The organism is Kitasatospora sp. NPDC001159, assembly GCF_053598235.1.
Genome location: NZ_JBSFJV010000140.1, coordinates 1 through 14,370, shown reverse-complemented (window position 1 = coordinate 14,370; position 14,370 = coordinate 1). Strand labels below are relative to the sequence as shown.

Annotated in this window: 10 protein-coding genes and 3 pseudogenes; 12 read left to right on the top strand and 1 reads right to left on the bottom strand. The window is 73.5% G+C overall.

Going from position 1 to position 14,370, the window contains the following annotated elements; genetic code table 11:
* Nucleotides 1-124: 124 nt before the first annotated feature.
* Nucleotides 125-592, bottom strand: coding sequence for a transposase (locus ACWC9T_RS37640; protein WP_449825541.1), 468 nt, complete (start codon nucleotides 590-592; stop codon nucleotides 125-127).
* Between ACWC9T_RS37640 and ACWC9T_RS37635 the strand changes: the two are divergent.
* The 12 genes and pseudogenes from ACWC9T_RS37635 to ACWC9T_RS37580 form a co-directional block, all read left to right on the top strand.
* Nucleotides 501-751: pseudogene (locus tag ACWC9T_RS37635) on the top strand (L-threonylcarbamoyladenylate synthase); the annotation flags it as partial. The gene ACWC9T_RS37640 and the pseudogene ACWC9T_RS37635 overlap by 92 nt on opposite strands.
* A 269-nt stretch (nucleotides 752-1,020) precedes the next feature.
* Nucleotides 1,021-2,088 (top strand): LacI family DNA-binding transcriptional regulator, encoded by a 1,068-nt coding sequence (locus ACWC9T_RS37630; protein WP_449825540.1) that lies wholly within the window; start codon nucleotides 1,021-1,023, stop codon nucleotides 2,086-2,088.
* Entirely contained in the window at nucleotides 2,085-3,623 is a 1,539-nt protein-coding gene (locus ACWC9T_RS37625; RefSeq protein WP_449825539.1) for a sugar ABC transporter ATP-binding protein, read from the top strand. The genes ACWC9T_RS37630 and ACWC9T_RS37625 overlap by 4 nt, the downstream gene beginning before the upstream one ends.
* The gene (locus tag ACWC9T_RS37620; protein WP_449825538.1) at nucleotides 3,613-5,553 is read left to right on the top strand and encodes an ABC transporter permease/substrate-binding protein; all 1,941 of its coding nucleotides are present in this window, start codon (nucleotides 3,613-3,615) and stop codon (nucleotides 5,551-5,553) included. The genes ACWC9T_RS37625 and ACWC9T_RS37620 overlap by 11 nt, the downstream gene beginning before the upstream one ends.
* A 109-nt stretch (nucleotides 5,554-5,662) precedes the next feature.
* A complete protein-coding gene (locus tag ACWC9T_RS37615) occupies nucleotides 5,663-6,565 on the top strand; it encodes a ribokinase (RefSeq protein ID WP_449825537.1) in 903 nt (300 codons plus the stop codon).
* Entirely contained in the window at nucleotides 6,562-6,942 is a 381-nt protein-coding gene (gene rbsD, locus ACWC9T_RS37610; protein ID WP_449825536.1) for a D-ribose pyranase, read from the top strand. Before ACWC9T_RS37615 ends, rbsD begins: the two co-directional genes overlap by 4 nt.
* Nucleotides 6,911-8,014 (top strand): annotated as a pseudogene (locus tag ACWC9T_RS37605) (condensation domain-containing protein); the annotation flags it as partial. The gene rbsD and the pseudogene ACWC9T_RS37605, both read left to right, overlap by 32 nt.
* A gap of 100 nt (nucleotides 8,015-8,114) precedes the next feature.
* A complete protein-coding gene (locus tag ACWC9T_RS37600; RefSeq protein WP_449825543.1) occupies nucleotides 8,115-12,032 on the top strand; it encodes an alpha/beta fold hydrolase in 3,918 nt (1,305 codons plus the stop codon).
* Nucleotides 12,033-12,083: 51 nt separating this feature from the next.
* Nucleotides 12,084-12,299, top strand: coding sequence for an MbtH family protein (locus tag ACWC9T_RS37595; RefSeq protein WP_449825535.1), 216 nt, complete (start codon nucleotides 12,084-12,086; stop codon nucleotides 12,297-12,299).
* 95 nt (nucleotides 12,300-12,394) lie between these two features.
* Nucleotides 12,395-12,913, top strand: a pseudogene (locus ACWC9T_RS37590) (thioesterase II family protein); the annotation flags it as partial.
* Nucleotides 12,914-12,935: 22 nt separating this feature from the next.
* Nucleotides 12,936-13,262, top strand: a complete 327-nt coding sequence (locus ACWC9T_RS37585) for a thiamine pyrophosphate-dependent enzyme (RefSeq protein WP_449825542.1) — start codon at nucleotides 12,936-12,938, stop codon at nucleotides 13,260-13,262.
* Nucleotides 13,263-13,451: 189 nt separating this feature from the next.
* Nucleotides 13,452-14,370 (top strand): BTAD domain-containing putative transcriptional regulator (locus ACWC9T_RS37580; protein ID WP_449825534.1); only part of this gene is annotated, 919 nt, incomplete at its 3' end.

The window sequence follows — 14,370 nt, the reverse complement described above, 5'->3', positions numbered from 1 at the left end:
AAACGCACAGAGCGATCCGAATCGCAGACCAGACCTTCCAACGGCGTTGTCACGTTGGTGGCGGCGTGGTCGCCTGAGGGTCTGACACGAAAATAACGTCTGACTGACCGCGGGCCGGTGGTGATCACGCGGCTTCGATGGGTTCGAAGCGGACGGTCAGGCCGAGGGCGTTTGCTTGCCGGGTGATGCGGCGGAGGGCGCGTTCGGGGTCGTGCTTGGTGTAGTAGTCGCCGCCGAGGTCGTGGAAGGGGACGTCGTTGGTGAGGATGTGCCAGGCGGCGGTCAGCAGGGTGTGTTCGAGTGCAACGAGGGCCTTCTTCTTGCCCAGGCGGGGCATGAGCCGCATGTAGCGGGCACCGAGGTAGGTGCGATCCCGGGTGCGGGAGGCCGCCATCGCGGCGGTGCCGAGCGCTGCGTTGAGCCAGCGGTTGCCGTGGCGTCTGCGCCCCGACTTGTGCTTGCCCGCGGACTCGTGATGCCCGGGGCAGACCCCGCCTCCACCTGACCACGCGGTCACCCGGGCGCTGCTCGCCGAGCTCGGGGAGCCGCTGGTCTCCAGCACGCTGCTGCTCCCCGGGGAGGAGGAGCCCATGACGCAGGGGTGGGAGACCAAGGAGCGGCTCGACCACGTGCTGGACGCCGTGGTGGATTCCGGCGACTGCGGCACTGTCCCGACGACCGTGGTCGACTTCTCCGGCGGCGAGGCGGAGATCGTCCGCCGGGGGCCGGCGACCCCGCGCGCTTCGAGTAGCCCAGGGACAGGCGATGCTGCTGCGGACAGGCCGGGGTGCCGAGCCCGCAGGACAGTGAGGTAGGCGCGGCCTCGGCCACCGTCCAGCCGTTCCTGCACTCCAACGACGCCAGTCACGATTAGGTTTCGGCCACCCTCACCCTCTTGCCTCCGCCTCATGTAATCGTTTCCAATCCTTCCTGCGGCCACGGCGTGGAATCGATTACACGACTCCACGGCTATACCGTCGCCCGTTCCACCAGGGAGTCTCACGAGGAGGTGAGCCGACGTTGGCGAGTATCAAGGATGTCGCAGCCGCGGCCGGGGTGTCCGTGGCCACGGTGTCGCGTGTCCTGAATGCGCACCCGTCGGTCAGCGCGGACGCACGCACGCGTGTGCTCGCCGTCGTCGAGGAGCTGGGGTACCGGCCGAACGCCGTCGCCCGCTCTCTGCGAACCGATCAGACCCGCACCCTCGGGCTCGTGATCAGCGACGTGCTGAATCCCTACTTCACCGAGCTGGCCCGCTCGGTCGAGGAGGAGGCACGGGCGCTCGGGTACAGCGTGATCATCGGGAACGCCGACGAGCAGCCCGAGATCCAGGATCATCACGTGCGGAACCTGCTGGAGCGGCGGATCGACGGGCTGCTCGTCTCGCCCACCGACGGCGGGTCGCCGCTCATGCTCGACGCCGCCCGCGCCGGGACCCCCATGGTGTTTGTGGACCGGTGGATCCCGGGCGTGGACGTGCCCGTCGTACGGGCTGACGGACGGGCCGCCATCCGGGATCTAGTCGCCCATCTCCACTCCCTCGGGCACCGGCGGCTCGCCATCATCGCCGGGCCCGCCGCCACCACGACCGGCAGTGAGCGCGTCGAGGCCTTCCGGGCCGCGCTCGCCGAGTACGGGCTTGCGCTCCCCGACGCCTACACAGGCCAGGGCGACTTCCAGGCCGCGAGCGGGCGGCGGGTCACCGAGGGGTTCCTGGACCTCCCCGAGCCACCGGACGTCGTCTTCGCCACCGACAACCTCATGGCACTCGGCGCCCTGGACTCCGTACGCGCGCGTGGGCTGCGTGTCCCGGACGACATCGCGCTGGCCGCGTTCGACGACATCCCCTGGTTCGTGCACACCGACCCGCCCGTCACCACGATCGCCCAGCCGACCAGTGAGCTGGGACGGGCCGCCGTACGGGCCCTGATCGACCGCATCGAGGGGCGGACACCCCGGTCCGTGACCCTGCCCGCCCGGCTCGTCGTGCGCCGGTCGTGCGGTGAGCCACCCGCCCCGGCCACCAGCCCATCCCCCGCCCCATCCCCCGCCCAGTCCCCCTCCCCAGTGCAAAGGAGCACATCGTGAGCAACCCGGACGAGTTGCTGCGCATCGAGGGCATGCGCAAGACCTTCCCCGGCGTGGTCGCGCTCGACGGCGTCGACTTCGATCTGCGCCGGGGCGAGGTCCATGTGCTGCTCGGTGAGAACGGCGCTGGCAAGAGCACGCTGATCAAGATGCTCTCCGGCGCATATACGCCCGATGCCGGCCGGATTCGCGTCGACGGCCAGGAAGTGCGTATCCATGGTACGCAGGACGCCGAGCGGCTCGGAATCGCCACCATCTACCAGGAGTTCAACCTCGTTCCCGACCTGACCGTCGCCGAGAACATCTTTCTCGGGCGGCAGCCTCGCCGCTTCGGGATGATCGACCGGAAGAAGATGGAGGCCGACGCCGAAGCCCTCCTCGCGCGCGTGGCTGTGAAGGTGTCACCGCGCGCGCGTGTGCGTGAACTCGGTATCGCCCGGCTGCAGATGGTCGAGATCGCCAAGGCGCTCAGCCTGGACGCACGCGTGCTCATCATGGACGAGCCGACCGCCGTGCTCACCTCGGAGGAGGTGGAGAAGCTCTTCGGCATCGTGCGCTCGCTGCGCGAGGACGGGGTCGGGGTCGTCTTCATCACCCATCACCTGGAGGAGATCGCCGCCCTGGGAGACCGGGTCACCGTCATCCGGGACGGCAAGAGCGTCGGGCAGGTTCAGGCCTCCACGCCCGAGAACGAGCTCGTACGGCTTATGGTCGGGCGGTCCATCGAGCAGCAGTACCCGCGCCAACGGCCCGACCGTGGCCCGGCGTTGCTGTCCGTCGAAGGGCTTACCCGGGACGGGGTCTTCCACGACGTCGACTTCGAGGTGCACGCCGGCGAGGTCGTCGGTATCGCCGGGCTCGTCGGAGCCGGGCGGACCGAGGTCGTACGGGCCGTGTTCGGGGCCGACCCCTACGACGGCGGGGCCGTCACCGTCTCCGGCACACAGCTCAAGCGGTATGACGTGAGCGCCGCCATGGCCGCCGGGATCGGGCTCGTGCCCGAGGACCGCAAGGGACAGGGGCTCGTGCTCGACACCTCCGTCGAGGAGAACCTCGGGCTCGTCACCATGCGGGCCGCCACCCGGGGCGGGCTCGTGGACCGCAAGGCGCAGCACGTCGCCGCGGAGCGCATCGCCCGGCAGCTGGGGGTGCGGATGGCGGGCCTCGGGCAGCATGTGCGAACCCTGTCCGGCGGCAACCAGCAGAAGGTCGTCATCGGCAAGTGGCTGCTGGCCGACACCAAGGTGCTGATCCTCGACGAGCCGACGCGCGGGATCGACGTCGGCGCCAAGGTCGAGATCTACCAGCTGATCAATGAACTGACCGCCGCCGGGGCCGCCGTACTCATGATCTCCAGCGATCTGCCCGAGGTACTCGGCATGAGCGACCGGGTGCTGGTCATGGCCCAGGGCCGGATCGCCGGCGAGCTCGCCGGCGACGAGGCCACCCAAGACGCCGTCATGTCCCTCGCCGTCTCCACCCCCACCACCGAGAAGACCGAGAAGACCCAGAAGGAGGCCATCCGTGGCCACTGACACGCTGAGCACGACGGGCGCGACGGGTGCTCCCGGCGGCCTGCGCCGGCTGCTCCTCGACAACGGCGCGCTCACCGCGCTGATCGTCCTGGTTATCGCCCTGTCGGCGCTCTCCGGGGACTTCCTGACCACCGACAATCTGCTCAACATCGGTGTCCAGGCCGCCGTTACGGCGATCCTCGCCTTCGGCGTGACCTTCGTGATCGTCTCGGCCGGTATCGATCTGTCGGTCGGGTCGGTGGCCGCGCTCTCGGCAACCGTGCTGGCCTGGAGCGCGACGCAGCACGGGGTGCCGGTGGTGCTCGCGGTGCTTCTCGGCCTCGCCACGGGTGTCGTGGCCGGGCTGGTGAACGGTTTCCTCATCGCCTATGGCAAGCTGCCGCCGTTCATCGCGACGCTGGCGATGCTGTCCGTGGGCCGTGGTCTCGCGCTGGTGATCTCGCAGGGCTCGCCGATCGCCTTCCCGGGCTCGGTCTCGCATCTCGGTGACACGCTCGGCGGCTGGCTGCCGGTGCCCGTCCTGGTCATGGTGGTCATGGGGCTGATCGCGGCCCTCGTCCTCAACCGGACGTACATCGGCCGCTCGATGTACGCCATCGGCGGAAACGAGGAGGCGGCCCGGCTGTCGGGGCTAGGCGTGTCGAAGCAGAAGCTCGCCATCTACGCCCTGTCCGGTCTGTTCGCGGCCATCGCCGGCATCGTGCTGGCCTCCCGGCTGTCCTCGGCGCAGCCGCAGGCCGCCAGCGGCTACGAGCTGGACGCGATCGCGGCGGTCGTCATCGGCGGTGCCTCGCTCGCGGGCGGCACCGGCAAGGCGTCCGGCACGCTGATCGGCGCGCTGATCCTCGCGGTGCTCCGCAACGGCCTCAACCTCCTGTCCGTGTCGGCGTTCTGGCAGCAGGTCGTGATCGGCATCGTCATCGCGCTGGCGGTGCTGCTGGACGCCGTGCGCCGCAAGGCCGGGGCGACCGCGGGCGGTACTCCGGATGGCAGAGGCAAGCAGGCGGCGACGTACGCGCTCGCGGCCGTCGTGGCCGTGGCGGTCGTCGGCGCGACCTCCTTCCTGCACAGCGGGTCCTCGTCCGCCGCGACCCCGCGCATGGGTCTGTCGCTGTCCACCCTCAACAACCCCTTCTTCGTGCAGATCCGGGCCGGCGCCCAGGCGGAGGCGAAGAAGCTGGGCGTGGACCTGACCGTCACCGACGCCCAGAACGACGCCTCGCAGCAGGCCAACCAGCTGCAGAACTTCACCAGTACGGGCCTCGGCGCGATCATCGTCAACCCGGTGGACTCGGACGCGGCGGGCAACTCGGTCCAGGCCGCCGGCAAGGCGAAGATCCCGGTCATCGCCGTCGACCGGGGCGTCAACAAGGCCGATGTGAACGCCTTGGTGGCCTCCGACAACGTGGCCGGCGGTGAGCTGGCCGCCAAGTCGATCGCCGAGAAGCTCGGCGGCAGCGGCAAGATCGTCATCCTGCAGGGCCTGGCGGGTACGTCGGCGGCCCGGGAGCGGGCGGCGGGATTCGCGCAGGGTCTGCAGGCCTACCCCGGTATCCAGGTGGTGGCCGAGCAGCCCGCCGACTTCGACCGCACCAAGGGCCTCGACGTGATGTCCAACCTGCTCCAGGCCCACCCGGACGTCCGGGGCGTCATCGCCGCCAACGACGAGATGGCGCTCGGCGCGGTCAAGGCGCTCGGCTCCAACGCCGGTACGTCGGTCCAGGTCGTCGGCTTCGACGGCACCCCGGACGGCCTGACCGCGGTGAAGGACGGCACGCTGTACGCGTCGGTCGCCCAGCAGCCCTCGGAGCTGGGAAGGATCGCCGTGGACAACGCGCTGCAGGCCGTACAGGGCAAGAAGGTCGAGTCGATGGTGAAGGTGCCGGTGAAGGTGGTCACGCAGGACAACGTGGCCGGATTCAGCGGCTGACGACGGACGGCTCGGGCGGGCGGTCGTACACCACGAGGTACATCGTGGGTGGCGGCCGTCCGCCCGGGGGCGGTTCAGCGCAATCACGGGGAACAAGGGGAGTCAACTGATGTACGACTACGACCTGTTGGTCGTGGGGTCGGCCAACGCTGACCTGGTGATCGATGTCGAGCGGCGGCCGGCCGCCGGTGAGACGGTGCTCGGCGGCGACCTCGCCGTCCACCCGGGCGGCAAGGGCGCCAACCAGGCGGTCGCCGCCGCCCGGCTCGGTGCGGGTACGGCCCTGCTGGCGCGGGTCGGCGACGACGGCCACGGCCGGCTGCTGCTTGGCTCCCTGCGCTCGGCGGGCGTCGACACGACCGGCGTGCTGGTGGGCGGGGCGCCGACGGGCGTGGCGCTGATCACCGTCGACCCTGGAGGGGACAACAGCATCGTGGTGTCCCCGGGTGCCAACGCCCGGCTCACCCCGGCGGACGTCCGCGCGGCAAGTAGCCTCTTCCACGCCTCCCGGGTGGTGTCGGCGCAGCTGGAGATCCCACTGAAGACGGTCGTGGCGGTCGTACGGCAGCTGTCCCCGGACAGCCGCTTCGTCCTGAACCCGTCACCGCCGCAGCCGCTGCCCGCGGAGGTGCTGGCGGCCTGCGACCCGCTGATCGTCAACGAGCACGAGGCCCGGGTGATTCTGGGCGACGCATGCGTGAGCGAGGAGCCCGAGGACTGGGCGAAGCTGCTGCTGGCCAAGGGGCCACGCTCGGTGGTGGTGACGCTAGGCGCGCAGGGGGCGCTGGTGTGCGACTCGTCGGGGGTGACGCGGGTCGCGTCGGTGAAGGTGGACGCGGTGGACACGACGGGGGCGGGCGACGCCTTCACCGCCGCGCTGGGCTGGAAGCTGGGCGCGGATGCGGGTCTCGCCGAGGCGGCGGGGTACGCGGCCCGGGTCGGCGCGGCTGCCGTGACGAAGCGGGGCGCGCAGGAGTCGTACCCGACGGCGGAGGAGGTCGACGCGCTGTGAGGAAGGCAGGGATCCTCAACCGCCATCTGGCTGGCGCCATAGCGGAGTTGGGGCATGGGGACGGGGTGTTGGTGTGCGACGCCGGTATGCCGATCCCGGCCGGGCCGCGCGTGGTGGACCTGGCGTTCCGGGCCGGGGTGCCGTCGTTCGCGGAGGTGCTGGACGGACTGCTGGCCGAACTGGTGGTGGAGGGCGCGACGGCGGCAGAGGAGCTGCGCGGGCCCAACCGGGCCCTGCTGGACGACCACTTCCGGGACCTGGAGCTGGTCCCGCACGAGCGGCTGAAGGAACTCTCGGCCGGAGCCCGGCTGGTGGTCCGCACGGGGGAGGCGCGGCCGTACGCCAATGTGCTGCTGCGGTGCGGGGTGTTCTTCTAGCCGGCTAGTACTCCAGCCGGACTTCTCCATTCCCGCTGGTCAACGGCCTGGGAGTGGGGAGTGTAGCGAGGGGGGAGCGGGTGCGGGACGGTCTTGGCCGCCCCGTCCCACCGACGGGAAGCCGCCCGCGCTGCGCTTCCTGCTGCTGCGGCTCGGCGCCGAGCGGCACGTGCTGATCCTCAATCACCACCACATCCGGTGGGACGGCTGGTCCAACGCCCTGCTGATGGGCGAGCTGTTCACGCTCTACCAGCACGGTGGGGACGCCACCGGACTGCCCCGGGTCGCCCCGTACAAGAGCTACCTGGCCTGGGCCGCCGCCCAGGACCGGGGCGCCGCCGAGGCGGCCTGGCGGGAGGCGCTGACCGGGCTGGAGGAGCCCGGCCTGGTGGCCCTCGCCGAAGGGGAGCGGGCCGCCGTGCTGCCCGGCCGGGTCGAGCGGGAGCTCACCGAGCCGGCCACCGCCGAACTGGGCGCGCTCGCCCGCCGTCTCGGCGTGACCGTCAACACCGTGGTGCAGGCCGCCTGGGGCCTGCTGGTCGCCCAGCTGACCGGGCGCGACGACGTGGTGTTCGGTGCGACCGTCTCCGGCCGCCCGGCCGAACTGCCCGGCGTGGAGCGGATGGTCGGGCTGTTCATCAACACCCTGCCGGTGCGGGTGCGGACCTCCGCCGCCGAGCCGGTCGCCGGGCTGATCACCCGGCTGCAGGCCGAGCAGTCCGCGCTGCTGCCGCACCAGCACGTCGGCCTCGCCGAGGTGCAGCGCTGGTCCGGCCTGGGCGAACTCTTCGACACCAACGTGGTGTTCGAGAACTACCCGCTGGACGCCGAGTCGCTCGCAATGACCGGTTCGGCCGTCACCGTGACCGCCGCCGACAGCCGGGAGGCCACCCACTACGCGCTGAACCTCGCGGTCGTCCCGGGCGCCCGGCTCAGCCTGCGGCTGGACCACCGCCCCGACCTCTTCGACTCCGCCGCCGCCCACCGCCTGCTCGGCCGACTCGCCGACCTGCTGCACCAGTTCACGACCGACGCCGACCAGTCGGTCGGCCGGCTGCGGCTGGTGGACGCCGACGAGCGGCACCGCCAGCTCGTCGCCTGCAACGACACCGCCGCCGAGCTGCCCGGCACCACCCTGGCCGAGCTGTTCCAGGCCCGCGTCACCGCCACCCCTGACGCCGTCGCCCTGCTGTTCGACGGCGGAGAGCTCAGCTACCGCGAACTCAACGCCCGCGCCAAACCGCCTCGCCCGGCACCTGGTCGAGCGGGGCGTCCGGCCGGAGACCGGCGTCGCACTGCTGATGCGCCGCTCCCCCTTCCTGGTGGTGGCGATCCTCGCCGTCGTCAAGGCCGGCGGCTTCTACGTGCCGCTCGACGCCCGCTACCCGCTCGCCCACCGCCGGCTCATCCTTGCCGAGACGGCCGCCCGGGTGCTGCTCACCGACCGGGACCTCGCCGAGGATGCGCGCGGCCTCGACGAGAGCGGCGAACTGCCCGTGCTGGTGGTCGAGGAGCTGCCCGCCGACGGCGACCCGACCGACCTCGCGGTGCCCGCCGCCGGGGGCCGGCTCGCCTACGTGATGTACACCTCCGGCTCCACCGGCCGTCCCAAGGGCGTGGCCGCCACCCACCAGGGCGTCGTCGCCCTGGCCACCGACCGCCGTTTCACCGGCGGCGCCTACGCGCGTGTCCTGCTGCACGCGCCGTACTCCTTCGACGCCTCCACCGCCGAGCTGTGGGTGCCGCTGCTGGCCGGCGGGCAGCTCGCGGTCGCCCCTGACGGCGTGCTCTCCGCCCAGGATGGCTGGTCCCTGGGCGTCCTGATCGACGAGCCGTTCACCCTGTACCGGGAAGGCGCCGATGCCCGGCTGCCCCGGGTCGCGCCGCTGCGCGACTACCTCGCCTGGGCCGCCGCCCAGGACCGCGAGGCCGCCCGGCGGGCCTGGCGGGCCGCACTCGCCGACGTCGAGGAGGCCACCCTGCTGGCGGCTCCCGGGGAGCGCGGCGCCGCCCTGCTGCCGGAGCGCCTGCAGACCCTGCTCCCGGCGGAGTCGACCGAGCGTCTGAGCGCCGCCGCCCGCCGCCTCGGCGTCACCGTGAACACCATCGTCCAGGCCGCCTGGGGCCTGGTGCTGGCCCACCACACCGGCCGTGAGGACGTCGTCTTCGGCGCCGTGGTCTCCGGCCGTCCAGCCGAACTCCCGGGCGTGGAGCGGATGGTCGGCCTGCTGGTCAACACCCTGCCGGTGCGGCTGCGCACCGCCCCCGGCGAGCCGCTGGCCGCGCTGGCGACGCGCCTACAGGACGAGCAGTCCGCCCTGCTGGCACACCAGCACGTCGGCCTCGCCGAGCTCCAGCGCTGGGCCGGAACCGGCGAACTCTTCGACACCGTCCTCGCGTTCGAGAACTACCCGGTGGACGCCGACTCCCTGGCCGGCCCGGCCGACGGCCTGCGGATCGGCTCGGCCCGCATCCAGGACGCCACCCACTACCCGCTCACCCTCGTGGTGGTGCCCGGCGCCCGCCTCGACCTGCGGCTCTCCTACCGGCCCGACCTCTTCGACCGGACCGCCGCCGAACAGGTGCTGGCCCGGTTGGAGCGGGTCCTGGCCGCCTTCGTCGCGGACGCCACACTGCCGACCGGCAGGCTCGACCTACTCTCGCCCGCCGAGCGCGCCGCCGCCCTGCCGCCGGCCCGCCCGCACACCGCGCCCGACCCCGCCACGATCCCGCAGCTCTTCGAGGCCCAGGCCGCCCGCACCCCGGAGGCCGTCGCCCTCAGCTGCGAGGGCCGCGAGCTGAGCTACGCCGAGCTGAACGCCGCCGCCAACCGGCTCGCCCGGCTGCTGGTCGCCCACGGCGCCGGCCCCGAGCGCATCGTGGCACTGGCGCTGCCGCGCTCGACGGACCTGGTGGTGGCCGTGCTCGCCGTCCTCAAGACCGGCGCCGCCTACGTCCCGGTCGACCCCGACTCGCCCGTCGAGCGGACCGCCTTCATCCTGGCCGACGCCGCCCCGGCCCTGCTGCTCACCGAGCGGGCGACCGCCGCCCGACTGCCCAAGGCCGCCGTCCCGGTCCTGCTGCTCGACGACGAGGCCATCGCCGACCAGGCGGACACCGACCTCGCCGACACCGACCGCCGCTCCCCGCTGCTGGCCGACCATCCGGTGTACGTCATCTACACCTCCGGCTCGACCGGCCGTCCCAAGGGCGTCGCCGTACCGCACCGCAACGTGGTCCGCCTGCTCACCGGCACCGAGGAGCTGTTCGGCTTCGGCCCACGGGACGTCTGGACGCTCTTCCACTCCTACGCCTTCGACTTCTCGGTCTGGGAGCTCTGGGGCCCGCTGCTGTACGGCGGTCGGCTGGTCGTCGTGCCCTACCTGGTCAGCCGCTCACCCGCCGACGTCCTGGCGCTGCTGCGCCGCGAGCGGGTGACGGTGCTCAACCAGACCCCGTCCGCCTTCTACCAACTGCTCGACGCCGAGCGCGAGTGCACCACCGGCGCGATCGCCGCGCTGCGCACCGTGGTGTTCGGCGGCGAGGGGGTGCTGGACGCCGCGCTGCGCCCGGTCGCGCCCGGCATGGTCGGCGAACTGTACGTGGCGGGCACCGGAGTGGCCCGCGGCTACCTGGCGCGCCCGGGGCTGACCGCGGAGCGCTTCACCGCCGACCCGTACGGCCCGCCCGGCTTCCGGATGTACCGCACCGGCGACCTGGCCCGGTGGAGCGCGCAGGGCGAGCTGCTGTTCGCCGGGCGCGCCGACCAGCAGGTGAAGCTGCGCGGGTTCCGGATCGAACTCGGCGAGGTGGAGGCCGCGTTGACCGCCCACCCGGCGGTGACCCGGGCCTGCGCGGTGGTCCGCGAGGAGCGCCCCGGCGACCGCCGCCTGGTCGGCTACCTGGTGCCGGCCGACGACGAGCGGCCCGACCCCGGGGTGCTGCGCAAGCAGCTCGCCGAGGACCTGCCCGAGCACCTCGTCCCGAGCGCGCTGGTGCTGGTGGACGCGCTGCCGCTGACGCCCAACGGCAAGGTGGACCGGCGCGCGCTGCCCGCGCCCGAGGCGGACCACCGCCCGGCCGGGCGCGAGCCCGCCGACGGCACCGAGCGGGAGCTGTGCGAGCTGTTCGCGCAGGTGCTGGGGCTGCCCCGGGTCGGCGTCGAGGAGGACTTCTTCGGTCTCGGCGGTGACTCGCTGCTCGCCACCCGGCTGGCCGGGAGGCTGGCCGCGCTCGGCCACCGGGCGGGGCTGCGCGACCTGTTCGAGGCACCCACGCCCGCCGCGCTGGCCATCCGGCTGGGCACGGGCGTGGCCGCGGACCCGTTCGACGTCCTGCTCCCGCTGCGCACGGGCGGCGACCTGCCTCCGCTGTTCTGCGTCCACCCGGGCTTCGGCCTCGGCTGGTCCTTCCGCGGCCTGGCCGCACACCTGCCGGACGGACACCCGCTGTACGCCCTCCAGGCCCGCGGGCTGCGGGAGTCGGCCGGCCTGCCGGACGACGTGGAGCAGATGGCCGCCGAGTACGTGGCCCGGATCCGCGAGGTCCAGCCGAGCGGCCCGCACCACCTGCTCGGCTGGTCCTTCGGCGGCGCGGTCGCACACGCGATGGCCACGCAGCTGCAGGCGGCCGGCGAGCGCGTCGACCTGCTCGCGGTGCTGGACTGCTACCCCGGCGTCGGGGTCGCCCGGCCGGACACCGCGGAGCTGCGGCAGGAGCTGCTCGCGGTCCTGCTGCGCGCGCTGAACGGTCCTGCCGCAGCGGGCTCGCTGACCCCGGACCAGGTGGCGGCGCTGGCCGGCACGCCGGGGCTCGCGACCGGCGCCGAGGTGGCGGCCGTCGTCGAGACCTTCGTCCGCAGCACGATACTGCTGGACAAGTTCACCCCGGCGACGTTCCACGGCGACCTGCTGTTCTTCACCGCCGATCATGGTCGGTCCGAGACCGCGCCGACCTCCGAGGTGTGGCGCGCTCACCGCACCGGGCGAGTGGTCGACACCGCCGTCGCGTGCGCCCACCACGACATGACCCGGCCCGCGCCCCTGGCCGCCGTCGGCCGCGTGGTGTCCACCGCCCTGCGGCGCGCCTGACCACCACCCCGACGTACCGAAGCACCGAAGTCCGGAGAGGAAACACACCCCATGGCGAACCCGTTCGAGGACGCGGACGGCACCTACCTGGTGCTGGTCAACGACGAGAACCAGCACTCCCTGTGGCCCGCCTTCGCCGAAGTCCCGGCCGGCTGGACCACCGTCCACGGCCCCGACACCCGGCAGGCCTGCCTCGACCACGTCGAGGTTAACTGGACCGACATGCGGCCCGCGAGCCTGGTCCGGGCGATGGCCGAGGCCGGCTGACCGCCCCTCCAGCGCGGGGCCCGGACCGCCACATCCGGGCCCCGCGCCCTGCCCTCGACCAATCGACCGACCAATCGACCGAATGGCCCTGCCGCATGCCGCACCACCCCGCCCTCGCCGTGACGGCGGGCGCCTGGGCCCGCACCCCGCTGCCGCGCCCCGGGGCCCGGCTCCGGCTGCTCCGCCTGCACCCCGCCGGCGCCGGTCCCGCGCTGTACCGCTCCTGGCCCGCCGCCCTGCCCGCGGACGTCGAGCTGGTGACCGTCCAGCTCCCGGGCCGGGAAAGCCGCCTGGCCGAACCGCCGCTGACGGACTACCGCGAGGCCGTGGCCGCGCTGCACACCGCACTGCGGCCGTACCTGGACGAGCCGTACGCGCTGTTCGGCCACAGCATGGGCGCCCTGCTCGCCTACGGCCTCGCCCGCGCCGCCGCCCGTCCCCCGCTGCGGCTGTTCGTCAGCGGCGCCGCCGGACCGGGCTCCGAGTGGGAGAAGCCCGGCCGGGCGCACTGGTCGGAGGCCGAACTCGTCGCCGAGCTGCGGGAGAACGGCGGCACCCCGGAGGCCGTGCTCGCCGAACCCGAGCTGCTCGACCTGATCCTGCCGACGCTGCGGGCCGACTACGCGCCCGACCACGCTGGTCACCGCAGGCGCGCTGCACGAGCTCCCGCTCGTCCACCTCGTGCTCGACGACGCCTCCTACGCCTCCACCGGCGGACAGCAGACCCCCGCCGCCGCCACCGACTTCACCGCCTGGGCCCGCGCCTGCGGCTACCCGTCGGTCGCCCGCACCGACCGGCCGGACGAGCTGGCCGCCCTGCTGCGGGAGGCGCTGGAGCGGCCGGCCCAGACCCTGATCCAGTGCGTCCTCACCGACCCAGACGACGGGGTGCCGCCGCGCATCGACCTCGACCTCGCCGAGCACCACCGGGCCTTCACCCGGCACGTCAGCGCGATCACCTGACGGTCAGCGCCGCGGCGTGCGGTGTGGGCGGCGGGGCGTCCGGATCGGGAACGCCCCGCCAGGCGTGCAGCGCTTCCACCCCCGGCGCCGCCAGGCCCGTACCCCCTGGCCCCGGTCGTCCGGCTGGCAGCCGGCCCGGCTAGGGTGCACGCCGGGGGGCCGGGGACGGACTGAGAACACGGGTGTGGCGTGCGGATACTCCTGCTGGGACCGTTGGAACTGCGGACCGACCACGGCGTGCCCGTCCACGTCGGGGGCTCCCGGCGGCGCGCCGTCCTGGCCGCGCTCGCACTGGAGGCCAACCGGGTCGTCCCGGTCGAGCGGCTGATCGACCTCACCTGGGACCACGCCCCGCCGTCCACCGCCCGGGCCGCGCTCCAGGGCCACATCGCCCGGCTGCGCACCCTCCTGGACGGCGGGCTGCGGCTCGACACCCGTGCGCCCGGCTACGTCCTGCACGCCGACCCCGAACTGATCGACGCCCACCGGCTGGACCTCCTGCTCGGCCGCGCCCGCGCGACGGCCGGGGACGGGACGGCCGTACCGCTGCTGCGCGAGGCGCTCGCACTCTGGCGCGGGCCCGCCCTGGAGGACTGCGGCTCGGCCGCGCTGCGCCGGGCCGCCGCCGGACGCCTGGAAACCCTGCGGATCGAGGCTCTGGAACAGCTCGCCGAACGCTTGCTGCGCACCGGCCGGGGCCGCTCCGTGACCGCCGAGCTCACCACGGCACTCGCCGACCACCCGCTGCGCGAGTCCCTCATCCGCCTCACCCTGCTCTGCCTCCACCAGGAGGGCCGGCCCGCCGAGGCCGTCGCCGTGTACGAGGAGGCCCGCCGCCGGCTGGCCGAGGAGGCCGGGATCGACCCGGGACCGGCGCTCCGCGAGGCTCTGGCGCAGCTCCGGTCCACCGCCGACGAGGCACCCGCCCCGGCCCCCGCCCGGCTGCCGCGCGCGCCCGGCCGGTTCATCGGCCGGGAGAGCGAACTGGCCTGGCTGAGCGACCAGTGCGGCACCGCCCGCGCCACCGGCCGGCTCCTGCTGGTCACCGGCCCCGCCGGGGTCGGCAAGACGGCCCTGGTCCTGCGCTGGTCCCACCGGCTCGGCCCCG

Bases quoted from the DNA above. Each gene is read 5' to 3' on its own strand.
- ACWC9T_RS37640 (WP_449825541.1), bottom strand. From the start codon at position 592: ATGGGCTCCTCCTCCCCGGGGAGCAGCAGCGTGCTGGAGACCAGCGGC.
- ACWC9T_RS37615 (WP_449825537.1), top strand. From the start codon at position 5,663: ATGTACGACTACGACCTGTTGGTCGTGGGGTCGGCCAACGCTGACCTG.
- ACWC9T_RS37595 (WP_449825535.1), top strand. From the start codon at position 12,084: ATGGCGAACCCGTTCGAGGACGCGGACGGCACCTACCTGGTGCTGGTC.